Raw genomic sequence first — 25,813 nt, forward strand, 5'->3', positions numbered from 1 at the left:
ACGGGGTTAACCGGTTCGGTCGGGAACTACTCGGTTCGATCCGGGATCGACGCGCGGATCTCGCGGATCCGCTCGGGCTCGTCGATCCCCGACCGCAACACGATCGCGAACACCGCCTCGCCGTCGGGGACCGGCGCGTCCCCGCTCAAGATCGCGCCGGAGCCGGTCTCCTCGGCGAGCCACCGCCGCCCGTCGGCGATCGCCTCCCGGTTGAGCCAGGCGGGCGGCCCGCCGACGACGAGCAGGGTCCGGTCGGCGCGGCCCTCGGGGACCTCGACCGTGTTCTTCCCGCGGGTCGCCTTCCGGATGACCGTCTCGACGGCCGACACCGCGGCGCTCGTGTCCACCTTCTCCGGCTCCGAGGAGCCGAACAGCCCGAGTCCGAACCGCGACTCCGTCTTCGGGGACTCGACCGCCTGGGTCGCGTAGCCCAGCGCGGCGATCTCCCCGTCGTCGCCGACCGCGCGGGCGACGTCGCTGGCGTCGAGCACCTGCTGGGGGGTGACGGCGTCCTCGTCGCCCTCGCCGGCCCCGAACAGCGCCGCGATCCGGTCGGCGACGACCCCGTTCAGCCGGTCGCGAGCGTCCGCCACCGTCTCGCCGCCGCCGAGCCACGCGTCCGTGTCGAAGGGGAAGACGGCGGCCGTCCGCTCCGAGAGCGCCCCGAGCGTCCGGGCCGCGTTCCGCTCCGCGAGCGGCCGTCGCGGGCTCGGGCCCCCCTCGTCGCCGTCCCTCGGTGTCGCCCCCGTCTCCGCGTTCGGGTCGCTCTCGGCGGGCGTCGGGAGGACCGCGACCGCGTACACCGGCGCGTCGTACAGCGTCTCGAGCTCCGCGGCGAGCGCCGGGGCCGCGCCGCCGCCGGCCGCGCCGCCGACCCCGACGACGAGGAGGAACGCCTCGGCGAGCGACGGGCGCTGGTCGTCGAGCGCGCGACCGAGCTCGCTCGCGTGGACCTCGCCGAGCTCCCGGCCGGCGTGGAGGTCGCCGTCGAGCCCGTCGCCGCCGGCGGCGTCCCCGAACCGGTACCGGCGCTCCTCGCCGAGCGCCTCCAGCGAGTCGAGCGCCGCCATGTCCGTGTCGAACGCGGAGACGCCGTGGAGGAAGGGATCCCCGTCGTGGTCGGCCGCGAGCCGGTCCGCGATCCGGCCGCCCGCCCCGCCGAGGCCGATGACGTGTACGCGCATACGTCCCCGGTCGGCGAACGGGGATTTATGACCTTCGGCCGCCCGCGGGGCGGTCGCGGTCGCCGGGGACGCCGGGCCAGTCGTCGTCGTCCCGGGGAGAATCCGACGCGCCGGAGGCCGCCGAGCCGGACGCGTCCGGGGCGTCCGACGCGTCGTCGCCGGAGACCGTCCACGCGAACTCGTCGAGGCGGCGCTGGCCGTCGGGGAGCCGCTCCGCCGGGTCCTCCGGCTCCACGCCGAGCAGGCGGGGCAGCGCGGTGTCCCCGAACGTCAACACGAGCACCAACACGATCGGCGCGAGAAAGAGGCCGTGGAAGCCGAACACGACCGGGCCGAAGATGTACGCGAGCATCAACAGCCCGACGTGGGTCGTCTTCCCGCTGAAGTACGGCCGCAACACGATGTCCGGGATCGTGTCGACGACGACGACCGCCACGAGGAGGAAGCCGACGACGTACGCCAACAGCCCGGTGTCACCCCCCATGACCGTCGGAACCGCCGTCACCGCCGCCAGCGGCAGGTAGACGATCTTCATGCCGATGACGGGGATCAGGCTCGCGATGCCGGTGAGCGCTCCCGCGAGCGTCGGGTACGGAACGGCGACGGCCTCGGGCGCGACCACGTTGTAGCCGGTGTACGTCGCGATCGCGATGATCGAGATGGCGATGACGTTGAGCAGGTTCCCGTACAACACCGCCTCGAGCTCCGCGTCCGCGGCCTCGAAGTACTCGCGGACGATCGCGTCGTCGTCGAAGCGGAGCACCCACTCGTGGAACTTCGAGCCGTCGAGGAGCAGGTAGTAGGTGACCACGACGGTGATGAGGAGGTTCAAGAGGAGTCCGGAGACCGTGTTCGTCAACAGCGCGGCGTTGTCGAGGAGGAAGTCGATCAGCGGGTCGAACTGCCCGGAGCGGTACGCCTCGACGACGTTCCCGAGAGAGAGGTTCGACAGCTCCGTCAGGCGCTCTACCCACTGGTTCCCCTCGCCGAGCGTCTCCGCGAGCGGGAACTCCTCGAGGAACCGCCGCGTCTCGACGACGAGAAGCACCACCGCGGAGCTCAAAAGCAGGATGAGCGGGACCGCTATCACCGAGAGCGCGGTCACCGCCCGGATCCGCGGGGGCAGCCGGAGCCGCTCGAGGTCGTGGTAGAACCGGCGGGTGGAGTAGTAGAGGAAGACGGCGACCGTGAGGGCGGCGACGAAGCGGTAGGCGATGTAGCCGGCGATGAGGGCGACCGTGAGGCCGAAGAGGGCGACGACGAAACGCTTCTCGTCCATGCGTGGACGTGTTCGACCCGGAACATAAACGATGTGGAGGGTTCGAGATTCGCTTCAGTCTCCCGCCGACTCCGCCGCGAGCCCGTCGTCGGTCCCGTCGGATCGACCGTCGTCGGTCCCGTCGGATCGACCGTCGTCGGTCCCGTCGGATCGACCGCTCGTTACGTTCCCCGCCTCGTCCGTCGACGCCAGCCGCTCCTCGACGACGCGGTCCTGTCGGTCAAGCTGCTCGCGGTGGAGAGAGAGGATCATGTCGGCGAGCACGCCGAACACGAGCAGCTGCATGCCGAGGATGATCGCGCCGGTCGCGGCGACCGCGACTATCTCGTGGCCGACCTCGAAGACGATCCACCGGTAGAGGACGAACGCGGCCATGAGGATCCCGGCGGCGGTCGACACCGTGCCGACGCTCCCGAAGTAGAAGAGCGGGTTGTTGGTCTTCGCCTTCCGGTACAACTCGAGAAAGATCACGCCGCCGTCGCGGACCGGGTGGAGGTTCGTCGAGGAGCCGTCGGGACGCGGCCGGTAGGTGACGGGGACGACCGCCACCGCCACCCGCTGTTTCACGCACTCGACGGCCATCTCGGTCTCCACGCCGAACCCGTCTGCGGTCAGGTTGAGTCGGCGGAACGACTCGCGGGTGAACGCCCGGTACCCGGAGAGGATGTCCTCGTAGTCCTCGCCGTGGATCGCGCGGAACGCCCCGTTGATGATCCGGTTGCCGATGCGGTTCAGCCGCGTCATCGCGCCGGGGCGCATGTCCGCGAAGCGGTTCCCGATGACGTGATCGGCCTCCCCCTCGAAGAGCGGCGTCAACATCGCCTCGGCGTCCGCCGCGTCGTAGGTGTCGTCGGCGTCGGCCATCAGGACGTAGGGCGAATCGACGTGATCGCGGACGGCCTCGCGGATCGCCTGGCCCTTGCCCTCGCCGGACTGGACGACGACGCGTGCGCCGGCCTCGCGGGCGAGCTCGCGGGTGCCGTCCGTCGACCCGCCGTCGATAACGAGGACCTCCCGGAGTCCCGCCTCCCGGAACGAGGAGACGACGGCCTCGACCGTCTCGGCCTCCTCGAAGGTGGGCAACAGGACGCAGACGTCGTCGAAGTCGCTCATCGTCCGGGCGATGTCGGCCGAGTCGCTAAACTCTGTCCCTCCGATCGCGAGACGCGGTCGGACCCGCGGTCGCAAAAGGCGGGACGACCCATACTCTCATGTATGCCTCCGACATACGTGGTAGCATGTCACAGGCACTCGAAGAACACACCGAGGAACTGCTCAGCGCGGCTCGGACCGCGACGGGGGACGAGCTCCGGAGCCTCACGTACTTCACCGAGGAGATGGTCGAACAGCTCTACTTGCGCAGCGACCTGAGCCGGACCGCCGACCTCGTCGGGTTCGCCGAGAGCGAGCGACACGGCTTCCACGCGCAGTCGCTGTACGCCAACACGCAGCTCGGCGACTACTTCTTCACCGTCCGGGTGTTCGAGAACGGCTACCTCACCCGCGTCATCGCCAACGGCCACGGCGTCTGGGTGACGACCGACTCGATGGAGATCGACCGCTTCGAGGAGCTCGCCAGCGCGCTCGCGGAGATCCTCCGCTCGTTCGATCCGGTCTGAGTTCGCTCGTTCGATCCGATTGAAGGCGGTTGAAGGCCTTCGGCCGCGCCGGCTCAAAACACCGTGAAAAGCCCGCCGACGAACGCGACGGTGACGACGAGCCGACCGAGGCTCCCGAGGAACGTCGCCACGGCGAACCGGGTGTAGTCGCGCTCGAGGACCGCGAACGCGTATATCGAGATGGTGTCGGGGAAGAAGGGGACCGACAGCGCCATCGCGAGGCCGCCGTAGCCGTACCGCTGGGCGAGCTCGACCGACCGCTTCTCCGACCACTCCATGACGTTCCACCGCGAGCGCCGGAGCCACCGGACGACCGGGCCGGACCGCTTGACCTCCTGGCCGATGTGGAACGCGAACAGGCTGCCGACCGCCTTCCCGGTCGCGCTGACGAGCATGATGCTCCCGAGGTGCGCCCACGGCGGGAGCCCGAGGTCGATCGGCGCGACGAGGACGACCTCGCTCGGGCCGGGGAGCGCGAACGCGATCAGGAACGAGTAGACGAAGACGATGCCCATGCCGGGCCAGCCCGTCGCCGACTCGACGAGCGACTCGAAGCCCCCGCCGAACGCCGAGAGCACTCCGTCGACCGCGAGCGGGGGAGCCGAGGCGAGCGGGAGGGACGAGACGAGCGGGACGAGCGGCGTCACGGAGCTCACGTGTCACCCCACGTCCATCGAGCATCAAGGACGTATCGGTAGAGGCCGCTGAGGAAGATCGCGACCGCGTTCGCGACGAGGTACATGATCTCCCCCCACTCGACGAGCGCGAAGAGGATGGCGAGCTGGATCGGGATCGCGGTACCGCGGACCAGGTTCGTCTTGAGCAGCCCCGAGAGGTACCCGATCCGGCCGGTGTTCCGCGAGGCGCGGAAGGTCCAGGCGTTGTTGAGGACGTACGAGAACACGATCGTGATCTCGATGGCGATCGTCGCGCCGAGCAGGTAGTTCAGTCCCGCGGCGTCGACGAAGAGCCATAAAAGCGCCATCTGGACCGCGGACGCGACGAGCCCGACCGTGACGAAGCGCCGGAGCTGGACGGCGAGCGGCCCGTAGACGAGACCGCGAAGGAGCGACCGGACCATCTATCGGTAGCCCAGCGCCTCCAGACGAGCGTTGAGGTCCTCGTCCACGGACCCGTCCCCCTCCTCGCCCGTGCCGTCCCCGCCGTCCCCCCCGCGCCCGCCGGCGCGGACCGCCTCGGCGTGCGCCTCGGCGAGCGGGGCGAACCGGTCGACGACCGCCCGGTCGTCTTCGGTCGGGTCCACGGAGCGGTCGGTCGCCTGGAGCGGGTCCGAGGGGCGGTGGTACAGCTCGGTCGTCCCGGCGTCGACGTTCTCGATGTAGGTCCACTCGCGGTCGCGGACGCTCACGTACAGCTCCCCGTCCTCGAGCGATCGGGGGATCGGCTGTGCGGTGACCTCCTCGTCGCGAACGGTGACCGAGACCACGGGCTCGTCGGGGGGCTCCTCGCCGTCGATCGCGGTCGGCGCGAGGCTCGTCCCCGTCCACTCCGCCGGCGCGTCGACGCCCAGCAGATCGGTCACGGTCGGCGGGATCGCGTCGAGGCCGACCTGCCGGTCGACCCGCCCGCCCGACGCTCCGGGGACGTCGACGACGAGCGGGACCCGGATCAGCTCGTCGTACAGCTTCGGGTAGTGCGCGAGGTGCCCGTGCTCCTGGAACTCCTCGCCGTGGTCGCCGGCGAGGACGACCGCGGTGTCGTCGTCGACGCCCGCCGCCGAGAGCGTCTCGAGGACCCGGCCGACGCTGGCGTCGATCTGGCGGACGGCGGCCTGATACAGCGTCCGGAGCTCCTCGAGGGTCCGGTCGTCGACGTCCAGCCCGAGCCCCGTCCGGGTGTGCGCGTGGAGCATCCGGTGGGTCCCGAGCCAGTTCGAGGACACCTCGCGGATGTACCTCGGTGCCGGAACGTACGGGGTGTGCGCGTCCATGTAGTGGATCCAGAGGAAGAAGGGGCCGTCGGCTCCCTCGATGAACTCCGTCGCGGCGTGTTCCACGTCGAACATCCGGGAGGTGTCGAGGAACGGCCGGTCGTCGGTCTCGCCGCGGATCCACGACCCCGCCCGCCTGAGCGGCGACGTCGCGAGCTGGATCCACGCCTCGACGGTCGGGTGGGTCGCGAGGTAGCGGCTGTAGACGCTCGACCCGACGCTGGCGACGAACGGCTCGAACTCGTCGAAGCCGTCGTCGTATCCCCAGTGGGAGGTGAGAAAGCCGTTGGCGGCGTTGAATCCGGCGGTCGAGAGGTCGGCGTCGGCGAGCGTCCCCGCGAGCGTCGACGCGCCCTCGACGCCGATGTCGCCGGTGCCGGTGAACACGTCCTTCGAGGCCAGGATGGACGGGAACGAGAAGGGGGTCCAGTTGCCCGTCGCGAAGGCGTGATCGAAGACGGTTCCACGGTCGGCGAGCGAGTCGATGACCGGCGTGTATCGCGTCTCGTCGTACGTTCCGACCGCGTCCGCCCGGAGCGAGTCGACCGTGACGAGGACGACGTTCGAGACGTCGGGGTCACCCACGGGTCGATGACACCCCCGTCGAGATTCCGGTCGAGAACGCGGTCACGATGGCTGTACCATGGTCAGTTTCGGCTTTTACCCTTTCGGTACCGCCGACGGCCCGCCTCGCGGATCCGGCCGCGGGACGGGTCGAGCCGGCCGCCATCTCACTCGCCCCCCTTCCGAAGCACTGCGTCCACGTACTCGTCGGCGACGCGCCGCGCCGCGGCGAGCTCCTCGGGGTCCTCCAACACCGCCGCCCTGGTGCGTGCCCCGTCGACGACCGTCATGAGCCCGTTCGCGACGTGTTCGGCGTCCGCGTCCGCGAAGACTCCCTCGGCGATCCCGTCGTCGATCACCGTCCGAAGCAGGTACCGGACGTACTCGTCGTTCCGCCGGAAACGCTCGCCGAACGCCTCCTTGTAGGGGGCTTGGCTCCGCATCTCCAGCATCGCGACGAGCAGGTCGTAGTGCTCTTCGGCGTCGACGAGCAGCTTGTCCAAGAGCAGCTCCAGCCGCCGTTCCGGGTCGGTGGTCTCGACGTCGTGGATCGCCTCGACGAACCGGTCGAGGATGTACTCGAGAAACGCCGCGAGCAGGTCCTCCTTCGTCTCGTAGTGGTAGTGGATCGCCGCGGTCGACTTCCCGTACTCCCGGGCGATGCGTTTGATCGTGAGGTCCGCGTACCCGTGCTCGCGCAGGGCGCGATACGTCGAACGCATGATCTCCTCGTCCGCGTCCGAGACGGACCGGTCCGGCGCGTCGGCCATTACCGCACCCTCTCTCCCCCGCCGCATAACCGTTTTGACTCCACGGTCAGGATCCCCGAGCCGCCACACCGGATCGGTTCCGTACACCGTCGTGTCGCCCTCGAGCGGACGCGTCCGTGTTCACGGCGTCTGACCGATCGGTCAGTAACCGACAACCGATCGAGGACGCGAACGCGTCCCGGGTCTTTATTCTCGGCCCGACGAACCCTCGGACATGCCCGATCTCCACCCGGTCGCCAAGCGGATCCACAACGTCCAGCCCGACCCGATCCGCCTCGAGCTCGATTCCGGCGAAACCGGCGTCTACGAGTTCTCCTCGACGGAGTTCTTCCGGCGGGAGTTCCGCGGCGAGGGAGTCCGAACCGACGCGGACGCGGACGCCGCCTTCCGGCTCGTCACCTCCGAGGACAACGAGCGGGTCCTCCTCGGCCGCTCCGGGCCGGACGAGGACGGCTGGTCGATGCTCGGCGCGGTCGTCGCCGCGGAGCGCGCCGGCGAGGGGGACCACGCCGGCGATGAGAGTGACGCCGGGGACGAGGGTGGCCCCGGAGACGGGGCCGCGGAGCCGGACGACCCGTCGTAGATCAGCGCACGACCGTCACCGGCACCTGCGCGCGCCGGACGACGCCCTCGGCGACGCTCCCGAGGACGACCCGCGAGAGCCCGGTGCGCCCGCGGCTCGCGAGCACGACGTGATCGAAGGGTTCGGCGTCCTCGTCCTCGCCGCTCTCCTCGCTCCCGCCGGCCTCCTTCTCGCCGTCGGCGACGTCGAGGATCGTCGTCGTCGGCCGGCCGACCTCCAGTCGAGTCGCCACGTCGCGGTCGACCGCGTCGGTCGCGTCGGCGAGGATCCGCTCGCCCCGCTTTCTCGCGCTGTCGTACCACTGGTCCACCGCGCCGGGGAACCCGCCGTCGACGCCGGTCGTCGAGTCGGCCGGGTTGATCACGTGAAGCGCCGTCAGCTCCGCGTCGGGCCACTCCTCGGCCGCGAACCGGAGCGCCTCGACCGCCTCCTCCGAGCCGTCGACCGCCACCAGGATCCGTTTGGCCATGTCCGGCGGTTCTCACGGTCCCCTCAAAAGCGCGGCGGCGGTTCTTCGGCGGCGGAAACGCGTCTCACGAGGGTCGCGCTCCGCTCGCCGCCCGCACTTCGCTCCTCGCAGCTCACTCCCCGTGGCGGGTCACGCACGTCGACAGCCCGATCAGTTCGACGGGCTCGGAGTTGTCCGGCGAGTACACGACCATCTGGCCCTTCTCCATGTACGGCACCTTGCCCGCGAGGTTCGAGGGGATGTTCACGCTCTGGATCGCGTCCTCGTCGCCGAGGTTCAACACGATCTTCGTGTTCACCTGTTTGAACACCGACTCGGCCACGTCCTGGGGGTCCTGCGTGATCAAGAAGAGCCCGAGCCGCTCCTTGCGGCCCTGTTTGGCCGCCTCGGTGAACGTGTCGACCACCTTGCGCGCCTGAACGTTGTCGGCGTCCGCGAGGAAGTTGTGCGCCTCGTCCATCCCGATCAGAAGCGGCGTCTCCTTCACCCGGTCGCTCCGCGGGTCGTTCGAGAGCTTGTCGCCGACGAGCATCGCCGAGACCGCCAGCACGACGATCTCCTTCTGTCTCGAGGTCGGCAGGTGGTAGGTCGGCACGACGCTGAGCCCGCCCGGACGGACGAGGGTGTGATCGAGGTCGGTGATCGGCCGCGCGTCCCCGTCGAAGACCCCGCCGGGAACGCCGCGGACCCGGCGCATGACCGCCTCGAACGTCTTCTCGTGGATCCGCCCGGACTCGTCGAGCTCCTCTTTGAGCGCCGGGTCGTCGAGATACGAGAGGAACTCCCTGTAGGTCCCCGAGTCGCCGTAGTCGGAGAAGAACCGATTGAGCAGCGTCAAAAGCGCCGGGTACTGGTTCTCGTTGAGCCCGGAGCCGGCGACGAGCCACGGCATGTCGTACTCGTTCACCATCGAGAACGGGATCGTGAACTCGACCCGCTCCGCGCGGTGGCCCTCGCCGGGGTACGTCGCGTTCGGGACCTTCGGCACCAGCGCGACCGTGTCGTCGTGGCCGCCGTGGGCGATCCCCTCGCGCTCGAACCGCCGGGCGGTCTCCGGATCCATCGCGGGGTTGTCGTCGTGCATCTGGGCGTACTCGTCCTGCGGGTCGAACTGGACCACCGCCATCCGCGCCTCGCGGCCGTCGTCCATCGGATACGTCCGGTCGGGGTCGAGGTACTGCCGGAGCACGTTCTTCGAGGCGTGGGTCTTCCCCGACCCCGTCCCGCCGGCGACGAGCGTGTGTCTGAACGCGAGGGGGTCGCCGTCGGCGTAGTCGTCCGTGATCCGGTAGTCGACCGTCGGGGGCTCGGCGGCGGTCCGCACCTTCTCGCCGCCGACCGAGAGGTGACCGAGGAAGACGCCCTCCTCGGGGATCTTCAGCCCGGTCTTGATCTCCGCGTCGTCCGCGGCCTCCTCGACGACCGCGCCCGGCTTCGGAACCCGGTCCGTCATCCGCCGACTCATCCCGTCGGCGTCGTCGTAGACGACCGACATGGGCTCGAGTTCGGCCATGAACTTGTAGTCGCGCTCGGCGAAGTCGTCGCGGCGCATCTGCCGGCGGGCGTGGATCTCGGTGGCGTCGTCGGACTGGAACTCCTGGGCGTACTCCAGCGCCGTGATCCGCGAGAAGAGCCGCTCGCCGTCGGGATACGGGACGAGGAGGTACTTTCCCAGCCGCACCGAGTCGCGGTTGCCGGTCGTGACGAACGCCTTGAGCGCCGTGTCGTCCTCCTCCTCGGAGACGCGGAGCCCCTGCGAAACCGAGACGACCCCGAGGCCGGCGTCGCTGCCGGCGGGGTCGACGTCGTAGGCGGCGAAGTCGTCGCTCCCGGCGTCCTCGGTGTCTCCGGCGTCGGGGGAGACCGCGGCGGCGGTGTCCCCGGCGTCGGGGGCGTCTTCGGCGTCCGAGGTTCCGGTCGCCGATCCGCCGTCGGCCTCCGTCGCGTCGGCGTCGCCGCCGCCCTCGTCGGTGTACTCGGTGAAGTCCTCGAGAGTCATGTCCGAGTCACCGTCGCCCACGCCGAAAGCGTTTCCCCCCGCGCGTCGGCCGCGTGCCCGGGCGGGCGTGCCCCCGAGGGCCGCGGACGGCTTTTACCGGTGGGGACCTTATCGGGGACATGATATTCGTTCGCGGCAGCGGCGGCGGGACCGACCTCACCGGGACGGTGTTCGAACGCGGCGAGGACCCGCCGACGTACAAGGGCGCGCCGGACGAGGACGCCGCGTACGTCTGGGTGTGCGACTCCTTCTACCAGGTCGAGAGCGGCGGGTCGGCCCTGCTCGTCGACGGCTCGGAGATCCGCGTCGCGTTCGAGGAGCCGATGCCGCGCGGCTTCGACACCCGCGACCGGGCGGTGTCCGCGGCCCGCGAGCACGTCCGGACCCAGTTCGCGCGGATCGGCGTCGATCCGGGAGACGTCGACGTCGCGGTGACGAAGGCGGATCCGGCCTGATCGTCGCTTCCGCCCGTCGTCCCCACTGCGACGCCGCTTCCGCCCGGCCGCCGTTTCGGGCTCGTTACGTCGACCCGTTCGTCTCCCGGAGCGACTCGACCTCCGAGCGGGTCGGAAGCGCCGTCATCGCCCCCTTCGCGGTCGTCGACCGCGCCGCCACCGCGTTCGCGAACGCCAGGGCCTCCGAGAGCGACTCGCCGGCCGACAGCGCCGCGACCGCGCCCGCGGTGAACGCGTCGCCCGCGCCGGTGGTGTCGACGGGGTCGACCGGGTACCCCCCGTGTTCGACCACGAGCGGCTCGTCGGTCGGGTTCCACGGCGCGTCGGGCGTCGCCCGCGCGAGCGCCCCGTCGGGGCCGCGCGTGAGCAGCGCGGTGTGAGGTCCCAGATCACAGACGGCGCGGGCGAGCTCCGCGGCGTCGCCGTCGTCCGCGTCCGGCTCCGCGATCCCCGCCGCGACGAGGTCCTCGACGGTCGCCTTCGCCACGTCCGAGAGACCGAGCGCGCGCCGGCAGGCGTCGGCGAAGTCCGTGCCCTCGAACAGCTCCGGGCGGGCGTTCGGGTCGAAGGAGACGACCGCGTCGTCGACCTCGTTCGCGCGTGAGAGCAGGTCGAACGTCGCCGTGCGGCTCGGGTCGTCCGCGAGGACGACCCCGCCGGCGTGGACCCACTCCGTGCCCGCGAGGACCTCGTCGTCGACGGCCCCCGGCCGCATCCGGGTGTCGGCCGTCCCGTTCCGGTGAAAGCTGAACGCCCGGTCCGCGTCGGCGTCGAGACCGACGAAGACGAGCGTCGTGTCGGCGTCGGCGTCGCGCTCGATCAGGTCCTCCCGGACGCCCTCCTCGGCGAGCGTCCGCGCGAGGTAGTCGCCGAACGCGTCGTCGCCGAGGCGGGTCCAGAACAGCGGGGGCTCTCCCAGGCGCGAGAGCCCGACCGCGACGTTGGCGGGCGCGCCGCCGGCGCGACGGTGGAACGTCTCGACGGCGTCGAGCGCGCCGTGGCCCTCCGGAACGAAGTCGACCAGCGTCTCGCCGGCGACGAGGAGTCGAGTCATGTTCCTCCGTCCGGCCGGGAGGAGGAAGTCGGTTCGGGTTCGGACGGTCGGTGCCGGCGGCTCGCCGGTACCGGATCGGAAACGAGCGAACGGCCGCAGGAAGCGTGGGGGAACCGGAGCGTTACGCCTCGAGGACGTCGTCGTACTCGCCGGCGTCGACGCGGTCGTCGAACGTCCGGGCGTCCTCGCCCTCGATGGTGACGCCGAGGGAGGCGCAGGTGCCGCCGACCTCCTTGGCGGCGTTCTTCGTGTCGTACGCCAGCAGGTCGCTCGACTTCTGTTCGGCGACCTTCTTCACCTGCTCGACGGACATGTCGGCGACGAAGTCCTCCTGGGGCTCGCCGGAGCCCGTCTCGAAGCCGGCCTCGTCCTTGATCAGTTCCGCGGTCGGCGGAACGCCGACGTCGATCGTGAAGGAGCCGTCGTCCTCGTACTCGACGGTGACGGGGACCTCCATCCCGTCGAACGCGGCGGTCTCCTCGTTGATCCGGTTCACGACCTCCTGCACGTCCACCGGCGTCGGGCCGAGCTCCGGACCGAGCGGCGGACCGGGGTTGGCCTGCCCGCCGGGGACGAGCGCTTCGATGGTTCCAGCCATGTCCGTACGAACCCGCCGATGACTTTTAACGGTTGTTCTTTGAACCAGCGGGCGCGAGCGGTTCGCATACGGCGGTCCGGCGGCGACGCGAAGGGCGGGCCGTCAGCGACGCGAAGGGCGGTCCGGCGGCGACGCGAAGGGCACCGGCGGAACCGTGAGACCGCCCCCGCGGCGACCCCGGCGCGCGGCTCACGCCTCGCTCGGGGCGGCCTCCCCGCCGGTCGCCTCGCCGGCGTCGCGACCGGGGACGAACGTCCCCGTCTCCCGCCGAACGCCGACGAGCAGCGCGATCCCGGCGGCGAGCGGCACGGCCGCACACGCCGCGTAGATCGGCGCGAACCCCACCGTCTCGACGAGCGGGAGCGACACCATCGGCCCCAGCCCGCCACCGATGTCGCCGAAGACGTTGTTGGTGCCGGAGGCCCGACCCATCCGCTCGTCGGGCGTCAGATCGGCTAAAAGCGCCATCATCGGGCCGCTCGTCCCGCCCTGTCCCGCCCCGATGGCGACGCAGGCCACCCCGAGTTCGAGCGACGAGCCCGCCCGCGCCAGGAGCAGGAAGCCGACGAAGGAGACGGCGAGGAACGCCAAGAGGATCGGCGTCCGCGACTCGCGGGAGTCGGAGACCCGCCCGCCGGCGAACATGAACACCGCGGCGGAGATCACGGTTCCGGCCATGAACAGCCCCGAGGTCCCCTGCGGGGCGAGCCCCAGAAGCGAGATGTCCGTCTCGGCGAGGAACAACACGAGGGTCGCGAACAGCGCCCCGATGTACGCGAACATCAGCCCGAAGTTGACGAGCCCGACCGTCACGGCGGGCGTCGAGGTGTCGATCTCCCACGGTTTGACCGACCGCTTCTCGCCGTCGGTCGTCACGTGCGTCTCGGGGACGAGCCGGTAGGCGACGACGCTCGCGAGCAGCGCGAACGCGGCGGCGACGACGAACGCCGCGACGTTGCCCGCGAGCGAGGAGACGATGCCGCCGAGGACGAGCCCCGCGGGAAAGCCCATCGTGATGCCGCCGCGCACGACGCCCATGTTCGTCCCCCGCGAGCCGCTGTCGGAGACGTCCGCGGCGATGGTGTAGGCGGTCGCGAACACCGCGGCCGACCCGACGCCCCAGAGGACGCGCGCCAGCAGGAACCACGCCTCGGGCGCGACCGCGACCGAGAGGGCCGCGAACCACTCGCTCGGGCCGACGACGAGCGGGCCGATCGACCCCGTCGGCAGCCCCGTCGCGAACGGTCGGAGCGACTCCGCCGACGGCAGCGCGATGGCGACGACGTAGCCGAGGGTGGCGATCCCCTCGATGAACAGCCCGGCGACGAAGGGCTTCCGGGTGCCGTAGCGGTCGATGAGCGCTCCCGCCGGCGCGTTGGCCACGAGCCGGACCCAGCGGTTCGCGGAGAGGATCACCCCGACCATGAACGCGGAGATGCCGAGGACCGCGCCGAGGTTCGGGAGGATGGGGAAGACGACGCCCCCGCCGAACCCGACGAAGAACGTGCTGGCGATCACCGCGAGCAGCACGGGCGGGAGCCGTGGGAGGCCGATCGAGGGGAGCCGGGCCATCGGTTACGGGCCCGCGTCCCTCGTCGAACGCGTCGGGTGCGCCCCCGTCATTCCCGCGCCTCTCCCTCCGCCTCGGAGCCGCCGGCGGGGTTCTCGCCGGTCCGGGCCGTGAGCTGCTCGAGCGTGGCGTCGAGCGACGGGAGCGTCACCCCCTCGGCGAGCAGGGGCTCGACGATCCGTCGCAGTGTCGCCTCCGCGACCGTCCGCGTGTACGCGATGTCGGCCTCCGTGGCGTCGGCGGTCCCGTCGCCGGCGGGCGCGCCGCCGGGCGTCCTCCCGTCGCCGGGCGCGCCGTACGCGACCCCGTCTCCGGCAGCTCCGGCGGCTCCGGCGTCCCCGGCGGCACCCTCCCCGCCGAGGCCGGTCCCGAGGGTGATCTGTCTCGTCCGCGCGCCGTCCAGCGTCGCCACGAGGAGCGCGGCCGTCTCGTCGACGTCGACCTCGCGGAAGGCGCCCTCGTCGATCCCGTCGGCGAGGATCTCCGCGGCGGTCTCGCGCAGGAGCCGGTCGCTGCGGAGCAGCTGTTCGCGGATCCGGTCGTTGAACGGCCCCTGCGAGCGCATCTCGAGGAGCCCGATGTGGAACGATTCGCGCTCGGTCTCGGCGGGCTCGAAGACGAACCAGCCGACGAACGCGACGAGCCGCTCCACGGGGGGCGCGTCCGCGCCGCGGGACATGCGGTGCTCGAAGTCGGAGATGACCCGCGAGAGGAACGCCACGAGGAGGTCCTCCTTCGTGTCGTAGTGGTAGTGGAGAAGCGACTTGCTCTTCGAGCACTCGTCGGCGATGTCCTGCATCGTCAGCCCCGCGTAGCCGTGTCTACACAGCGCCCGGTAGACGCCGTTCATGATCTCGTCGGCCGCGCCCGGCTGCTCGCTCATTGACTGACCGGTCAGTCAGCAAGGCTCAAAGCCCTGTCGGTGAGCGGCGCGTCTCGCCGGGATCGGTCGATTCCGGACGGTTTCGCCGGATGTCGCGACCGACGAACGTCGGCGCGAAGCGGTCGCTAGCGGGTGTAGAACGGTCGAAAAGCCGATACAACAGAACGTCTGACGCCTTACAGACGGGTGACGTTCGTCGCGCGCGGACCCTTGTCCGCCTCCTCGATGTCGAACTCGACTTCCTGACCCTCCTCCAGGTCCGGGCCGCCGACGTCCTCCATGTGGAAGAACACGTCCTCGTCCGCGTCGTCAGTCTCGATGAATCCGTAGCCGCCAGTGTCGTTGAAGAAATCAACTTCGCCTTTCGCCATTGCGTCCGTACTGGCGAGAGGGGCACATAAAAGGCTTCCGCGAGCGATCCGTGCGCGTCAACGGCTGTCACATGGGTTCGCCGCGACGGCCGGCGCGTGGAACGCGGACGCCGATCCCGCGACGGATCGGCGGCAGCGATCGGCCGTGGTAGTAACTACTATACGACCGCGGTACCGAGGTCCCACGTATGAGTCAGTCGTACAATCGAGGCCTCATCGAGGACTTCAGTCGGTGGCGGGAGTTCGAGGCCGGCATGTGGGCGTGGATATTTCATAAGTTTACGGGGTGGGTGCTCATCGGGTACCTCTTCACCCACATCGCCGTCCTGAGCACGGCGATCCCCGCGTCGGGGGCGGAGACGGCGGTACTCCAGGCGGGCAACGACGTGTACACCCAGACGATCGTCTCGCTCGAGGGGCTGTTGCTGGTTCGGGTCCTCGAGGTCGGGCTGCTCGCCGTCGCCGTGTTCCACATGCTCAACGGCGCGCGCCTGCTGTTGGTCGACCTCGGCGTCGGACTGGAGTCACAGGACAAGAGCTTCTACGCGTCGCTGGTGCTGACGGGGGCCATCACGGTCGCGTCGGTGCCGACGTTCATCGCGGGGGCCTTCTGAGATGGCACAGCGCTACTCCTCGTTCGACAAGGGCGGGCGGATGTGGCTGCTCCAGCGGGTCACGGCCGCGTTCCTGCTCGTCGTGTTGGCGTTCCACTTCTTCCTTTTACACTTCGTCCACCACGCGGACGAGGTGTCCTTCCTGATGAGCGCCGGCCGGATGGAGACCATGAGCTACTACTCGCTCATGGTGTTGTTCCTCCTGACGGCCACGTTCCACGGCGTCAACGGCGTCTACAACGCCCTCGTCAACCAGGGACTCACGGGAACGAAACGCACCGTCATCAAGTGGACGCTCGTCGCCGCGAGCGTCGTCCTGATCGTCCAGGGGATCCGGACCGCGAACGCGTGGGCGGGGATCCCCCTTTACTGATCGAACCATGAGCACGCAGATACCCAAACAGACCGAGAAAGCGGAGGAGACGGCCGAAACCGAGACGGAGGCCCCCTCGAAGGGGGACGAGCGCCGTGCCGAGAAGCGCCGGCGGGCCGACGAGCGGCGTCGCCAGCGCGAGGCCGAGGAGGCCGAGAAGGCGGCGGCCGACGAGAACACCGTCGAGTTGCGCGTGTTCCGGTACGACCCCGACGTCGAGGGGAAACAGGAGCCGCGCTTCGACACGTTCCACGTCCCCTTCGAGAAGGGGATGACCGTCCTCGACGCGCTGATGTACGCGCGCGACACGTACGACTCCTCGCTCACGTTCCGGCACTCCTGCCGGCAGGCGGTGTGCGGTTCCGACGCGATGTTCGTCAACGGCGGCCAGAAGCTCGCGTGTAAGACCCAGATCGGCGAGCTCGAGGAGCCGATCCGCGTGGAGCCGCTGCCGCACGCCGAGGTGACGAAGGACCTCGTCGTCGACATGGAGCACTTCTACGACCAGATGGAGGCGGTCGAGCCGTACTTCCAGACGAACGAGTACCCCGAGGGCGAGCTCGAAGAGCAGCGTCAGACCCGGGAGAACCGCGAGAAGATCAAGATGTCGACCCGGTGTATCTGGTGTAGCGCGTGTATGTCCTCGTGTAACATCGCCGCCGGCGACAACGAGTACCTCGGTCCGGCCGCGATCAACAAGGCGTACCGGTTCGCGATGGACGAGCGGGAGGGCGAGGACATCAAACAGAAGCGCCTGGAGATCATCGAGCAGGAACACGGCGTCTGGCGGTGTCAGACCCAGTTCTCCTGTACGGAGGTGTGTCCGAAGGACATCCCGCTCACCGAGCACATCCAGGAGCTGAAACGCGAGGCCGTCAAGAACAACCTGAAGTTCTGGTGAGGACCGAGAGCCAGACCAACCACACACTAATCCACAAACCATGCACGAACACGACGTCGTCGTCGTCGGCGCGGGCGGAGCGGGCCTCCGCGCGGCGATAGCGGCACAGGAGGAGGGAGCCGACGTGGCGATCGTCTCGAAGCTGCACCCGGTGCGGTCGCACACGGGCGCGGCGGAGGGCGGAATCAACGCGGCGCTCCGGGACGCGGACTCCTGGGAGGACCACGCGTACGACACGATGAAGGGATCGGACTACCTCGGGGACGCCCCCGCGGTCGAGGCGCTCTGTAAGGAGAGCCCCGAGGAAGTGATCCAGCTCGAACACTGGGGGATGCCGTTCTCGCGGGAGGAGGACGGCCGCGTCTCCCAGCGGCCCTTCGGGGGGCTCTCGTTCCCGCGGACGACGTACGCGGGCGCGGAGACGGGCCACCAGATGCTCCACACGATGTACGAGCAGGTGGTCAAACGCGGGATCACGGTGTACGACGAGTGGCACGTGATGGATCTGGTCGTCACCGACGAGGACGACCCCGCCGACCGGACCTGTCACGGCGTCGTCGCCTACGACATCCAGCGCGGCGAGGTCGACGGCTTCCGCGCGACGGGCGGCGTCATCCTGGCCACCGGCGGGATGGGACAGGTGTTCGATCACACCACGAACGCGGTCGCGAACACCGGCGACGGCGTCGCGATGGCCTACCGCGCGGGCGTCCCGATGGAGGACATGGAGTTCATCCAGTTCCACCCGACGACGCTCCCCTCGACGGGCGTGCTCATCTCCGAGGGGGTCCGCGGCGAGGGCGGCATCCTCTACAACGAGAAGGGCGAGCGCTTCATGTTCGAGCACGGCTACGCCAACAACGACGGCGAGCTCGCCTCCCGCGACGTGGTCTCGCGCGCGGAGCTGACCGAGGTCAACGAGGGTCGCGGCATCGAGGACGAGTACGTCCACCTCGACATGCGGCATCTCGGGGAAGAGCGCATCCTCGACCGGCTGGAGAACATCCTCCACCTCGCGGAGGACTTCGAGGGCGCGGACGGGCTCACGGAGCCGATGCCGGTCAAGCCCGGGCAACACTACGCGATGGGCGGCATCGAGACGAACGAGCACGGCGAGACCGTCATCGAGGGGCTGTACGCCGCCGGCGAGTGCGCCTGCGCGTCGGTCCACGGCGCGAACCGCCTCGGCGGGAACGCCCTGCCCGAACTCATCGTCTTCGGCAAGCGCGCCGGCCACCACGCGGCCGGAAAGGAGATGGGCGAGGCGGAGATCCCGACCGGCCGGACCGGCGACTGGGAGCCCGCGGAGTACGAGTTCGAGGTCGACGTGGGCGCGGTCGGCGACCGCGGCCCGGCGGCGGCCGACGGCGGCGCGGTGGCGGCGGACGCCGAGGGGCTGCTCGAGGCGGAGATCGAGCGCGCCCGCGAGCGCGTCGAGGACCTGCTCTCCCGGAAGGGCCGCAACCACGCGGAGATACGTTCCGCGGTCCAGGAGACGATGACGGCCAACGTCAACGTGTTCCGCGAGGAAGAGGGCCTCAAACAGTCGCTCGAGGACCTCCGCGAGGCGCGCGAGGCGTACACGGAGGTCGCGGTGTCGGATCCGTCGCGGACGTTCAACACGGACCTCATCCACACGATGGAGACGCGGAACATCCTCGACATCGCGGAGGCGCTGGCGATGGGCGCGCTCGCGCGCCGGGAGTTCCGCGGCGCGCACTGGCGCAAGGAGCGCCAGGAGCGCGACGACGAGAACTGGCTGAAACACACGCTCGTCTCCTGGAACGACGGCGAGCCCGAACTCTGGTACAAGCCCGCCATCCTCGAGGGCGAGGCCAAGACGTACGAGCCGAAGGTCCGCTCGTACTGACCCCGGCGTCGGGGACCGTTCAGGGCGGATCGTTCACGGTTTCCTATGCGTCGACGGTCGAAAGTACCGGCCGGATCCGGTCGGTCCGGCCGCGCTCCGGAGGCTTCGACATCGACGCGATCCGACGCGAACCGGCTCGGTGAGACCCGTACCGTCGGTCCTCCGTGATTCGACGATCGTTGAAATGGGGGTTTATTATCGTCGAACTCATGGCATCGAGCAAGATGATAGAAGCCGAGACGGCGTACGCGGCGGCACCCGCGCTCCCGCCGGAGCTACAGTCGCCGCGCGCGAAGCTGGTGTACCTCTATCTGACGACCAACGAACACGCGACGGTCGCGGAGATGGGCGACTCGCTCGGCATGAAGAAGCTGTCGCTGTACAGCATCCTGAAGACGCTGCGGAAACAGGACCTGGTCGCCCGCGACGGCGACGCCTACGCGCCCGCTTGACGGGGCGCGGCCGGTCCCGGCCTCTCTCAGTCTCCGCTCGCGATCCCCCGAGACTTTAGGTCGCCGAGCGCCCAGTACGGCCGTGGACGCAAGCCAGGAGGAGTTCGCGAACCCGTTCGGGATGGACCCCGACTGCGAGAACTGTCCCGAGCTGTGTGACCGCCGCGACCGCGTGGTCCACGGCTACGGCGACGTGGGCGCGGAGTTCCTCGTCGTCGGCGAGCGCCCCACGGCGGCCGCAGAGCGGAACGGGATCCCCTTCACCGGCGAGGGCGGCGGCGAACGCGTCCAGTCGATCTTCGCCGACCTCGGCTTCGTCAGGTCGCCGCCGGAGGCGACCGAGCCGGACGTCCAGAACGTCTTCTTCACGAACCTGACGCGCTGTCGACACCCGGACCGGGAGCCGACCGACGAGGAGGTGGCGACCTGCGAGCCCTTCCTCAACGCGGAGATCCGGATGATCAACCCGCAGATCATCGTGCCTGTCGGCGAGCGAGCGCTCCGCGAGCTCGCGGTGGCGTACACGACCCGGCGGCCCGACTCCTTCGACGTCGAGGCCGAACACGCGACGACGATCCGCGGCCGCGGCTTCGAGATCGTCCCGATGCGCGAGCCGGACGCGATGGGCGAGGAAGCGGCGGACGCGTTCGTGGGGCACATGCGCGAGAACGTGTTGAGCCGGGACTACCGCCAGACGAAGGGTCGGCGGAGCCGCTGACCCGCTGAGTCGCTACTCCGCTCCGGAGTCGAAGGCGTCGTCGGCGATCCGACCGATCGAGTCGCCGTTCTCACCGAACGCGCAGTCGATGAGGATGTGTCCGCCGAGCGTCGCCGGCGAGATGACCTGGTCCGCGCCGGCCCGCCGGAGCTTGTCGATGTTCTCCCGCTGGGTCGCGGCCGCGACGATCCGAACGTCCGGGTTGAGCTGGCGGGCGGTGAGGATCGCGAGGGCGTCGCGGGCGTCGTCGTCCGTCGCGACCACGACGGCGCGGGCGTCCTCGATGTGGGCGCGGTGGAGCGGCTCCACGTCGCTCGGGTCCGCGGTCAACACGGGTATCGAGCGCTCGTCGAGCCGCCGTGCGGCCGTCTCGTCGGTCGTCACGACGGCGTGCTCGACGCCGTCCCGCTTCGCGAGTTCTTCGAGTATCGGTTCCGTCAGGTCCCCGGTTCCCAACACGAGGACGTGGCCGTCGAGGAGGTCGAACTGTTTCTCTGTCATCTTTCCGAGCGCCTTGGAGAGCTGCGCCTCGATGGCGGGCGTGAGGAGGACCCCGAGCGCGACCGCGAACGCGGCGACGTTCATCACGAGCGCGGAGAGCACGAACAGCTTGGCGATCCCGGTGTCGGGGGTCACGTCGCCGTAGCCGACCGTCGAGGCGGTGACGACGGTGAAGTAGAACGCGTCGACGATGGTGTCGACGCCGGCGAACTCGTCGCGGAGCGCGTAGGAGCCGACGGTTCCGTACGAGATGGCGGCCGCGAGCGCCGCCGCCGCGGCGAGCTGCGTCGGCGAGGGGGTGAACTCGCGGTCGAACCGTCCCCGGTTGATCACGAGCGCGGGGACGGAGACGAGAGAGAGCACGACGAGCGGCAGCGAGAAGACGGACACCTGTAACAACCCCTGTACCGCGGTCAGCGGGAGCAGGACCGCCGTGGAGTGCCAGCCGACGCGGTACCCCCGCCTGAGCGCGAACCCGCTCCCGAGCATCGCGAAGCCGGTGATCGTCCCGGTGAAGCCGACGGTCCGCCGGACGAGTTCGGGAATGTGCGGCGACAGCGGGCCCTGAACGCTGAACCCGCTGATGTGGAGCAGTCCGACGACGATGGACAACAGCGCCACGGCGAAGGTCAGGACCACCGAGGCCCGCACCGAGACCCACTCGCGAGTCCGCTCCATAGGCACCCGGTGGCCGACACCGAACTTAAACCCCTCGCGGACGGCGCGGGGGTCGACGCGGATCGGAGCGGTCGGTGACGACCGTGCCGGCGGCGGTACTGGTTTAACCGCTCCGGGAATTGTCGGGGTATGGCGCTGCCCGTCGAGATCCTGTTCGGCATCTACCTGGGGGTCCTCACGGGGATCATCCCCGCGCTGATCGCCGGCGTGTTAGGGTTCATATTCAAGTACTTCACCGGGGTGACGATCCCCGGGCTCGGGGTCGTGGCGCTCGCGCTGGCGATCGCGGGCGTGAACGGCGGACTGCTCGCGTTGAACGACCAGACGATCCGCAGCTCCGACCGCGCGCCAGCGATCCTCACGGCGATCCTCGTCGTGTTGATGCTCTCGCTGTACGCGCACGCCCAGGGCGACAAGCTCGGCGCGAACGTCCCCAAGCGCGTCTCCTTCCGGAAGCTCCGCGAGCGCACCCTCTCGACCGACGTCGTCGAACTCGTCGGCGGCCGCGGGCAGGTCCGCGTCACCGTCGCGGGCGAGGTCGGCGACATGGAGGGATACCCGCCGCTGCCCGCGGAGACCCGGCGGGCGATCGCCGACGGCGAGTGGACGTTCCCCGCGGACGTGCCGCTCGAGGAGCTGGAGACGCGGTTCGCTGAGCGGCTGAAGACGGAGCTCGAGCTCGTCGACGTGAGCGTCCGGATCGACGAGGAGGCGCGGGCGACGGTGGCGGCGGCCCCGCCGACGGGCGGGCTCTCCAAGCGCGTCCCGAAGGGGAAACGCGCCGTGTCGGTCCCGGCGCTCGTGCCGACCGGCCTCGCCCGCGGGGACGTCGTCCGGATCGTCGCGGCCGACCTCACAGTCGAGGGAACGCTCCTGGCGGCGAGGTCGGGCGGCAAGCCCGTCGAGGGGGGCGGCGGGTCGACCCCGACCGCGGCGGGCGGGGACGACCCGGAGGCGGACGCGCGTCCCGAGAACGGGCGAGGGGAGGACCCCCGAACCGACGGCGGCGAGCCGGCGGCGACGCCGACCGCTCCCCCGACGACGGGGACCACGACCGGCGGCGAGGGTCGCGTGACCGTCGCGGTCGACCGCTCGGAGGCGGGTCCGCTGCTCCGGGCCGGTCGCGGGCGGGTCCTCGTGTGCTCGCGTGGGACCCGCCGGGAGTTCGAGCTGACGACGCTGTTGCGCCGGGCGGGCAAGCGGTTCCGGAAGGTGACCGTCGTCGCCGGCGGGGCGCTCGACGGTCACACCATCGGCGAGGTCGGCGTCCGGGAGGCGTACGACGTGGCGGTGCTCGCGGCGCGACACGAGGCGGAGTGGACCGTCGCGCCGAGCGGGAGCCAGTCGCTCGCTGCGGGCGACGAGCTGTTCGTCGTCGGCACCCGCGAGGCGCTCGACCGCTTCGGGGAGGTGGCGGCGTGACGGCGACCGTCCTCGCGGGGGGCGGAGGGACGGCGACCGCGACCGGCGTGAACTTCGGGGACCCGCGTGCGGCGGCGATCACGCTCGTCACGTTCGCGGTCCTCGCCGTGGTCGTCTCGGCGTCGGGCGCGCTCGTCTACCGGTGGTACTTCCGGGCGGCGATCCCGGAGGGCGTCGCGGTCCTGCTCGGCGTCTCGATCGTCGCGTTGTACCTCAACACCACGTCGCTCGGGGCGCTCGTCAGCGCGGAGACCGCGGAGCTGCTCACCGTCGAGACCGTCGTCTTCAACGTGGCCGCGCTCGCGCTCGCGGCGGTCGTCTCCCCGGCGGGCAGGTACGCGGGCGACCGGCTCGCGGTCGACGTCTTCGCGCTGTCGGGGATGAAGGGCATCGAGGGCGAGATGAGCCGGTTCGTCAGGACCGTGGGTCGGATGACGCCCGTGACGCTGCCGGCCGCCGACGAGATCGAGGACATGGACACGTACGAGCCGGTCACCGCCGAGAAGAAGGCCGAGATGGCCGACCGGACGCTGGTCTTTGCCCGCGGCCTCACGGTCGAACAGCTCCGCGAGCGGCTCGTCGAGCGGGTGAAGACGGATTACGGAGTCGGTTACGTCGACGTCGACGTCGCCGAGGACGGGACGCTCGAGTACTTCGCGGTCGGCTCGCGGGTGACCGGGCTCGGCCCGACGCTCGCGCCCGGCCGGGTCGCGGTCGCGCTCTCCGCGGACCCGCCGAACAACGCGACCGCCGGCGACATGGTCCAGATATGGCGGACGGACCCCGATCCGGAGCGCGTCGCGACCGGGGAGCTCCGGGGCGTCGCCGGCGACGCCGCCACGGTCGCGCTCGACGAGTCGGACGCGGAGCGGCTCTCCTCCGAGGGGGGCTACCGGCTGGTGACGCTCCCGGCGGAGCCGCAGGCGGACCGCGAGTTCGCCTCGCTGCTCCGCAACGCCGACGAGACGATGGCGACGGTGACCGTCGAGGAGGGGAGCGAACTCGTCGGCACGACCGTCGGCGCGGTGAGCGCGGTCGTCGCGGCGGTCCGCCCCGTCGAGGGGTCGGTCCAGCCGATCCCTCGGCGGGCGTACGCGTTCGCGGCCGGCGACACGGCGTTCCTCGTCGGGCGCCCGGACGCGATCCGGCGGTTCGAGGCGGGCGCGAGACCCGTCGAGGGCGGCGGAGACGGAGAGGGAGCCGCCGCCGGGCCGGACTCAACTGCCGACGCCGGCGACGCCGTGGATTCCGAGGGCGGCTCGGCGGGCGGGGACGTGACACAACGCTAATGACGCGCCCCCGCGGGGATCGGGTATGGAGTGGAAGCTGTTCGCGGACCTCGCGGAGATCGCCGGCGACCGCGTCGTCGCGGTCGACGCCGAACCGGGCGACACGGTCGGAGACGCGTTCGAGGCCCTCCTCGAGGCGCACCCGGACCTTCGCGACCGCGTGCTCGAGGACGGCGAGGTGGCGGACCACATCAACGTGCTCCGCAACGGGAGCAACGTCCACCACGAGGAGGGGATGGAGACGGTCCTCGAGGCCGGCGACGAGCTCGCGCTGTTCCCGCCGGTGAGCGGCGGGTAGCGCGGTCGCGGCCGAACCCGGCCGCCGGCCCCCGTCGACGGCCGGCTCCCTCCCGACGACGGACCGATCGGTCGTTTCAAACGGTCGCGCGTCGCAGTGGCGGACATGAGCGACGACCACGAGGCGGGCGTGGACGACTCCGAGCCGGACGTGGACGACGCGGACGGCCACGAGACGGACGCGGGCGACCACGACGGCCACCCCCACCGCGAGGAGTTCGACGACGACCCGGTCGGCCACGCGCGCGTCGGCGCGGGGATGACCGTCGGGGAGCTCCTCGAGACGTACGGCGAGGCCGGGATCGGCGCGGCCGACGTCCACGAGGCGGGCGACGTGCTCGCCGAGATGTTCGGGAACGACGACTGTACCGTCTTCCTCTCGCTCGCGGGCGCGATGGTGCCCGCGGGGATGCGCGGGATCGTCTCGGAGCTGATCTACGACGGCTACGTGGACGCGCTGGTGACGACGGGCGCGAACCTCACCCACGACGCGATCGAGGCGATCGGCGGGAAACACCACCACGGCCGCACGCACGACCCCGAGAAGACGCTCCGCGAGCACGACGAGGGGCTCCGCGAGGAGGGCGTCGACCGCATCTACAACGTCTATCTGCCCCAGGAACACTTCGCCGAGTTCGAGGGCCACCTCCGCGAGGAGGTGTTCCCGGCGCTCGAGGGCGAGGGAGCCGTGTCGATCGCGGACCTCTGTGCCGAACTCGGACGGGCGAACGCCGAGGTGAACGAGCGCGAGGGGATCGCCGAGGAGGCGGGGGTCGCCGCCGCGGCCTACCAGGCGGACGTGCCCGTCTACTGTCCGGCGGTTCAAGACTCCGTGTTGGGCCTTCAGGCGTGGATGTACGCCCAGACGGCCGACTTCACGCTCGACGCGCTGGCGGACATGACCGAACTGACCGATCTCGCGTTCGACGCCGACGACGCGGGCTGCCTGCTCGTCGGCGGCGGCGTCCCGAAGAACTTCACCCTCCAGACGATGCTCGTCACGCCGCGGGCGTACGACTACGCGGTCCAGGTCACGATGGACCCCGAGGCGACCGGGGGACTCTCGGGGGCGACCCTCGAGGAGGCGCGCTCGTGGGGGAAACTCGAGACGGACGCGCGCAACGCCTCCGTCTACGGCGACGCGACGGTGATGCTCCCGCTGCTCGTCGCCGCCGCGAGAGAACGGGTGGAGTAGGGCCGCGACCGCGGTTCGAACCGTGTCTTACGGACAAGTCAATTTACTGTGGCGCGTGCCTGCGAGGCCGCCTCGCGGCCGAGCAGCGCCGCGCGAGGGAGTCAGTCGCCGGAGCGAAGCGGAGGCCGACTGACGAGGCTGGGGAGGCGTGAGG

At 70.5% G+C, this 25,813-nt stretch carries 26 protein-coding genes and 2 pseudogenes; 13 read left to right on the forward strand and 15 right to left on the reverse strand.

Annotated features, from left to right (window positions below; translation table 11 throughout):
- Positions 1-26: 26 nt before the first annotated feature.
- From AXA68_RS13640 to aglJ, 3 genes and pseudogenes are all read right to left on the reverse strand, one after another.
- Entirely contained in the window at positions 27-1,184 is a 1,158-nt protein-coding gene (locus tag AXA68_RS13640; RefSeq protein ID WP_066417856.1) for a cell division protein FtsZ, read from the reverse strand.
- Between the two features lie 175 nt (positions 1,185-1,359).
- Positions 1,360-2,463, reverse strand: a pseudogene (locus tag AXA68_RS13645) (AI-2E family transporter); the annotation flags it as partial.
- Between the two features lie 54 nt (positions 2,464-2,517).
- A complete protein-coding gene (aglJ, locus tag AXA68_RS13650) occupies positions 2,518-3,576 on the reverse strand; it encodes an S-layer glycoprotein N-glycosyltransferase AglJ (RefSeq protein WP_080505264.1) in 1,059 nt (352 codons plus the stop codon).
- A 125-nt stretch (positions 3,577-3,701) separates the two neighbouring features.
- Here aglJ and AXA68_RS13655 point away from each other — a divergent pair, with 125 nt between their 5' ends.
- Positions 3,702-4,082, forward strand: a complete 381-nt coding sequence (locus AXA68_RS13655; RefSeq protein WP_066417858.1) for a DUF7522 family protein — start codon at positions 3,702-3,704, stop codon at positions 4,080-4,082.
- A gap of 53 nt (positions 4,083-4,135) precedes the next feature.
- Here the strand turns inward: AXA68_RS13655 and AXA68_RS13660 are convergent, their stop codons facing one another.
- The 4 genes from AXA68_RS13660 to AXA68_RS13675 form a co-directional block, all read right to left on the reverse strand.
- Positions 4,136-4,660 carry a YqaA family protein gene (locus AXA68_RS13660; protein WP_232745139.1) on the reverse strand — a complete coding sequence of 175 codons (525 nt, stop codon included), beginning with the start codon at positions 4,658-4,660 and terminating at the stop codon, positions 4,136-4,138.
- A gap of 74 nt (positions 4,661-4,734) precedes the next feature.
- Positions 4,735-5,163, reverse strand: a complete 429-nt coding sequence (locus AXA68_RS13665; RefSeq protein ID WP_066417860.1) for a GtrA family protein — start codon at positions 5,161-5,163, stop codon at positions 4,735-4,737.
- Positions 5,164-6,618: a sulfatase gene (locus tag AXA68_RS13670; RefSeq protein WP_066417862.1), complete on the reverse strand. Its 1,455-nt coding sequence runs from the start codon at positions 6,616-6,618 to the stop codon at positions 5,164-5,166.
- A 146-nt stretch (positions 6,619-6,764) separates the two neighbouring features.
- Complete coding sequence (locus tag AXA68_RS13675; protein ID WP_066417865.1) at positions 6,765-7,367, reverse strand: TetR family transcriptional regulator C-terminal domain-containing protein; 603 nt, start codon at positions 7,365-7,367, stop codon at positions 6,765-6,767.
- Between the two features lie 214 nt (positions 7,368-7,581).
- Here AXA68_RS13675 and AXA68_RS13680 point away from each other — a divergent pair.
- Positions 7,582-7,866: pseudogene (locus tag AXA68_RS13680) on the forward strand (transcriptional regulator); the annotation flags it as partial.
- Between the two features lie 85 nt (positions 7,867-7,951).
- On the opposite strand, the gene AXA68_RS13685 reads toward AXA68_RS13680, so the two are convergent.
- The gene (locus tag AXA68_RS13685; RefSeq protein ID WP_066417868.1) at positions 7,952-8,419 is read right to left on the reverse strand and encodes a universal stress protein; all 468 of its coding nucleotides are present in this window, start codon (positions 8,417-8,419) and stop codon (positions 7,952-7,954) included.
- 112 nt (positions 8,420-8,531) lie between these two features.
- The gene (locus AXA68_RS13690) at positions 8,532-10,418 is read right to left on the reverse strand and encodes an ATP-binding protein (protein WP_066417871.1); all 1,887 of its coding nucleotides are present in this window, start codon (positions 10,416-10,418) and stop codon (positions 8,532-8,534) included.
- Positions 10,419-10,537: 119 nt separating this feature from the next.
- Between AXA68_RS13690 and AXA68_RS13695 the strand changes: the two genes are divergently transcribed.
- Complete coding sequence (locus AXA68_RS13695) at positions 10,538-10,873, forward strand: DUF7113 family protein (RefSeq protein WP_066417873.1); 336 nt, start codon at positions 10,538-10,540, stop codon at positions 10,871-10,873.
- 64 nt (positions 10,874-10,937) lie between these two features.
- On the opposite strand, the gene AXA68_RS13700 is transcribed toward AXA68_RS13695, so the two are convergent.
- The 5 genes from AXA68_RS13700 to AXA68_RS13720 all read right to left on the reverse strand — a co-directional run bounded on the left by AXA68_RS13700 (position 10,938) and on the right by AXA68_RS13720 (position 15,349).
- Positions 10,938-11,927, reverse strand: a complete 990-nt coding sequence (locus AXA68_RS13700) for a carbohydrate kinase family protein (protein WP_066417875.1) — start codon at positions 11,925-11,927, stop codon at positions 10,938-10,940.
- A 121-nt stretch (positions 11,928-12,048) separates the two neighbouring features.
- On the reverse strand, positions 12,049-12,525 hold the full coding sequence (locus tag AXA68_RS13705; RefSeq protein WP_066417877.1) for a 50S ribosomal protein L11: 477 nt from the start codon (positions 12,523-12,525) through the stop codon (positions 12,049-12,051).
- A 189-nt stretch (positions 12,526-12,714) separates the two neighbouring features.
- Positions 12,715-14,097, reverse strand: coding sequence for an MFS transporter (locus AXA68_RS13710; RefSeq protein ID WP_066417879.1), 1,383 nt, complete (start codon positions 14,095-14,097; stop codon positions 12,715-12,717).
- 47 nt (positions 14,098-14,144) lie between these two features.
- Positions 14,145-14,978: a TetR/AcrR family transcriptional regulator gene (locus AXA68_RS13715; protein WP_066417882.1), complete on the reverse strand. Its 834-nt coding sequence runs from the start codon at positions 14,976-14,978 to the stop codon at positions 14,145-14,147.
- A 176-nt stretch (positions 14,979-15,154) separates the two neighbouring features.
- Positions 15,155-15,349, reverse strand: coding sequence for a cold-shock protein (locus AXA68_RS13720; protein ID WP_004046659.1), 195 nt, complete (start codon positions 15,347-15,349; stop codon positions 15,155-15,157).
- A gap of 188 nt (positions 15,350-15,537) precedes the next feature.
- Between AXA68_RS13720 and sdhC the strand changes: the two genes are divergently transcribed.
- The 6 genes from sdhC (at position 15,538) to AXA68_RS13750 (ending at position 20,277) form a co-directional block, all read left to right on the forward strand.
- Complete coding sequence (sdhC, locus tag AXA68_RS13725; protein WP_066417885.1) at positions 15,538-15,963, forward strand: succinate dehydrogenase, cytochrome b556 subunit; 426 nt, start codon at positions 15,538-15,540, stop codon at positions 15,961-15,963.
- Position 15,964: 1 nt separating this feature from the next.
- Positions 15,965-16,336 (forward strand): succinate dehydrogenase, encoded by a 372-nt coding sequence (locus AXA68_RS13730; RefSeq protein WP_066417887.1) that lies wholly within the window; start codon positions 15,965-15,967, stop codon positions 16,334-16,336.
- Between the two features lie 7 nt (positions 16,337-16,343).
- Entirely contained in the window at positions 16,344-17,237 is an 894-nt protein-coding gene (locus AXA68_RS13735) for a succinate dehydrogenase/fumarate reductase iron-sulfur subunit (protein WP_066417890.1), read from the forward strand.
- A 40-nt stretch (positions 17,238-17,277) separates the two neighbouring features.
- Positions 17,278-19,107, forward strand: coding sequence for an FAD-binding protein (locus tag AXA68_RS13740; protein ID WP_066417892.1), 1,830 nt, complete (start codon positions 17,278-17,280; stop codon positions 19,105-19,107).
- Between the two features lie 224 nt (positions 19,108-19,331).
- On the forward strand, positions 19,332-19,559 hold the full coding sequence (locus AXA68_RS13745; protein WP_066417894.1) for a TrmB family transcriptional regulator: 228 nt from the start codon (positions 19,332-19,334) through the stop codon (positions 19,557-19,559).
- A gap of 82 nt (positions 19,560-19,641) precedes the next feature.
- Positions 19,642-20,277, forward strand: a complete 636-nt coding sequence (locus tag AXA68_RS13750; protein ID WP_066417897.1) for a uracil-DNA glycosylase — start codon at positions 19,642-19,644, stop codon at positions 20,275-20,277.
- Between the two features lie 12 nt (positions 20,278-20,289).
- Here the strand turns inward: AXA68_RS13750 and AXA68_RS13755 are convergent, their stop codons facing one another.
- Positions 20,290-21,456: an NAD-binding protein gene (locus AXA68_RS13755; RefSeq protein WP_066417898.1), complete on the reverse strand. Its 1,167-nt coding sequence runs from the start codon at positions 21,454-21,456 to the stop codon at positions 20,290-20,292.
- 129 nt (positions 21,457-21,585) lie between these two features.
- Here AXA68_RS13755 and AXA68_RS13760 point away from each other — a divergent pair, with 129 nt between their 5' ends.
- The 4 genes from AXA68_RS13760 (at position 21,586) to AXA68_RS13775 (ending at position 25,659) form a co-directional block, all read left to right on the forward strand.
- The gene (locus AXA68_RS13760; RefSeq protein ID WP_066417900.1) at positions 21,586-22,878 is read left to right on the forward strand and encodes a potassium channel family protein; all 1,293 of its coding nucleotides are present in this window, start codon (positions 21,586-21,588) and stop codon (positions 22,876-22,878) included.
- Positions 22,875-24,167 (forward strand): potassium transporter TrkA, encoded by a 1,293-nt coding sequence (locus AXA68_RS13765; protein WP_080505265.1) that lies wholly within the window; start codon positions 22,875-22,877, stop codon positions 24,165-24,167. The genes AXA68_RS13760 and AXA68_RS13765 overlap by 4 nt, the downstream gene beginning before the upstream one ends.
- 25 nt (positions 24,168-24,192) lie before the next feature.
- Positions 24,193-24,465: a ubiquitin-like small modifier protein 1 gene (locus tag AXA68_RS13770; RefSeq protein WP_066417902.1), complete on the forward strand. Its 273-nt coding sequence runs from the start codon at positions 24,193-24,195 to the stop codon at positions 24,463-24,465.
- A gap of 105 nt (positions 24,466-24,570) precedes the next feature.
- The gene (locus tag AXA68_RS13775; protein WP_066417904.1) at positions 24,571-25,659 is read left to right on the forward strand and encodes a deoxyhypusine synthase; all 1,089 of its coding nucleotides are present in this window, start codon (positions 24,571-24,573) and stop codon (positions 25,657-25,659) included.
- Positions 25,660-25,813 lie beyond the last annotated feature (154 nt).

This window comes from Halorubrum aethiopicum (genome assembly GCF_001542905.1).
In the GTDB taxonomy this organism is placed as follows: domain Archaea; phylum Halobacteriota; class Halobacteria; order Halobacteriales; family Haloferacaceae; genus Halorubrum; species Halorubrum aethiopicum.

Bases quoted from the DNA above. Each gene is read 5' to 3' on its own strand.
- AXA68_RS13640 (WP_066417856.1), bottom strand. From the start codon at position 1,184: ATGCGCGTACACGTCATCGGCCTCGGCGGGGCGGGCGGCCGGATCGCG.
- aglJ (WP_080505264.1), bottom strand. From the start codon at position 3,576: ATGAGCGACTTCGACGACGTCTGCGTCCTGTTGCCCACCTTCGAGGAG.
- AXA68_RS13655 (WP_066417858.1), top strand. From the start codon at position 3,702: ATGTCACAGGCACTCGAAGAACACACCGAGGAACTGCTCAGCGCGGCT.
- AXA68_RS13665 (WP_066417860.1), bottom strand. From the start codon at position 5,163: ATGGTCCGGTCGCTCCTTCGCGGTCTCGTCTACGGGCCGCTCGCCGTC.
- AXA68_RS13675 (WP_066417865.1), bottom strand. From the start codon at position 7,367: ATGGCCGACGCGCCGGACCGGTCCGTCTCGGACGCGGACGAGGAGATC.
- AXA68_RS13685 (WP_066417868.1), bottom strand. From the start codon at position 8,419: ATGGCCAAACGGATCCTGGTGGCGGTCGACGGCTCGGAGGAGGCGGTC.
- AXA68_RS13690 (WP_066417871.1), bottom strand. From the start codon at position 10,418: ATGACTCTCGAGGACTTCACCGAGTACACCGACGAGGGCGGCGGCGAC.
- AXA68_RS13695 (WP_066417873.1), top strand. From the start codon at position 10,538: ATGATATTCGTTCGCGGCAGCGGCGGCGGGACCGACCTCACCGGGACG.
- AXA68_RS13700 (WP_066417875.1), bottom strand. From the start codon at position 11,927: ATGACTCGACTCCTCGTCGCCGGCGAGACGCTGGTCGACTTCGTTCCG.
- AXA68_RS13705 (WP_066417877.1), bottom strand. From the start codon at position 12,525: ATGGCTGGAACCATCGAAGCGCTCGTCCCCGGCGGGCAGGCCAACCCC.
- AXA68_RS13710 (WP_066417879.1), bottom strand. From the start codon at position 14,097: ATGGCCCGGCTCCCCTCGATCGGCCTCCCACGGCTCCCGCCCGTGCTG.
- AXA68_RS13715 (WP_066417882.1), bottom strand. From the start codon at position 14,978: ATGAGCGAGCAGCCGGGCGCGGCCGACGAGATCATGAACGGCGTCTAC.
- AXA68_RS13720 (WP_004046659.1), bottom strand. From the start codon at position 15,349: ATGGCGAAAGGCGAAGTTGATTTCTTCAACGACACTGGCGGCTACGGA.
- sdhC (WP_066417885.1), top strand. From the start codon at position 15,538: ATGAGTCAGTCGTACAATCGAGGCCTCATCGAGGACTTCAGTCGGTGG.
- AXA68_RS13730 (WP_066417887.1), top strand. From the start codon at position 15,965: ATGGCACAGCGCTACTCCTCGTTCGACAAGGGCGGGCGGATGTGGCTG.
- AXA68_RS13735 (WP_066417890.1), top strand. From the start codon at position 16,344: ATGAGCACGCAGATACCCAAACAGACCGAGAAAGCGGAGGAGACGGCC.
- AXA68_RS13740 (WP_066417892.1), top strand. From the start codon at position 17,278: ATGCACGAACACGACGTCGTCGTCGTCGGCGCGGGCGGAGCGGGCCTC.
- AXA68_RS13745 (WP_066417894.1), top strand. From the start codon at position 19,332: ATGATAGAAGCCGAGACGGCGTACGCGGCGGCACCCGCGCTCCCGCCG.
- AXA68_RS13755 (WP_066417898.1), bottom strand. From the start codon at position 21,456: ATGGAGCGGACTCGCGAGTGGGTCTCGGTGCGGGCCTCGGTGGTCCTG.
- AXA68_RS13760 (WP_066417900.1), top strand. From the start codon at position 21,586: ATGGCGCTGCCCGTCGAGATCCTGTTCGGCATCTACCTGGGGGTCCTC.
- AXA68_RS13770 (WP_066417902.1), top strand. From the start codon at position 24,193: ATGGAGTGGAAGCTGTTCGCGGACCTCGCGGAGATCGCCGGCGACCGC.
- AXA68_RS13775 (WP_066417904.1), top strand. From the start codon at position 24,571: ATGAGCGACGACCACGAGGCGGGCGTGGACGACTCCGAGCCGGACGTG.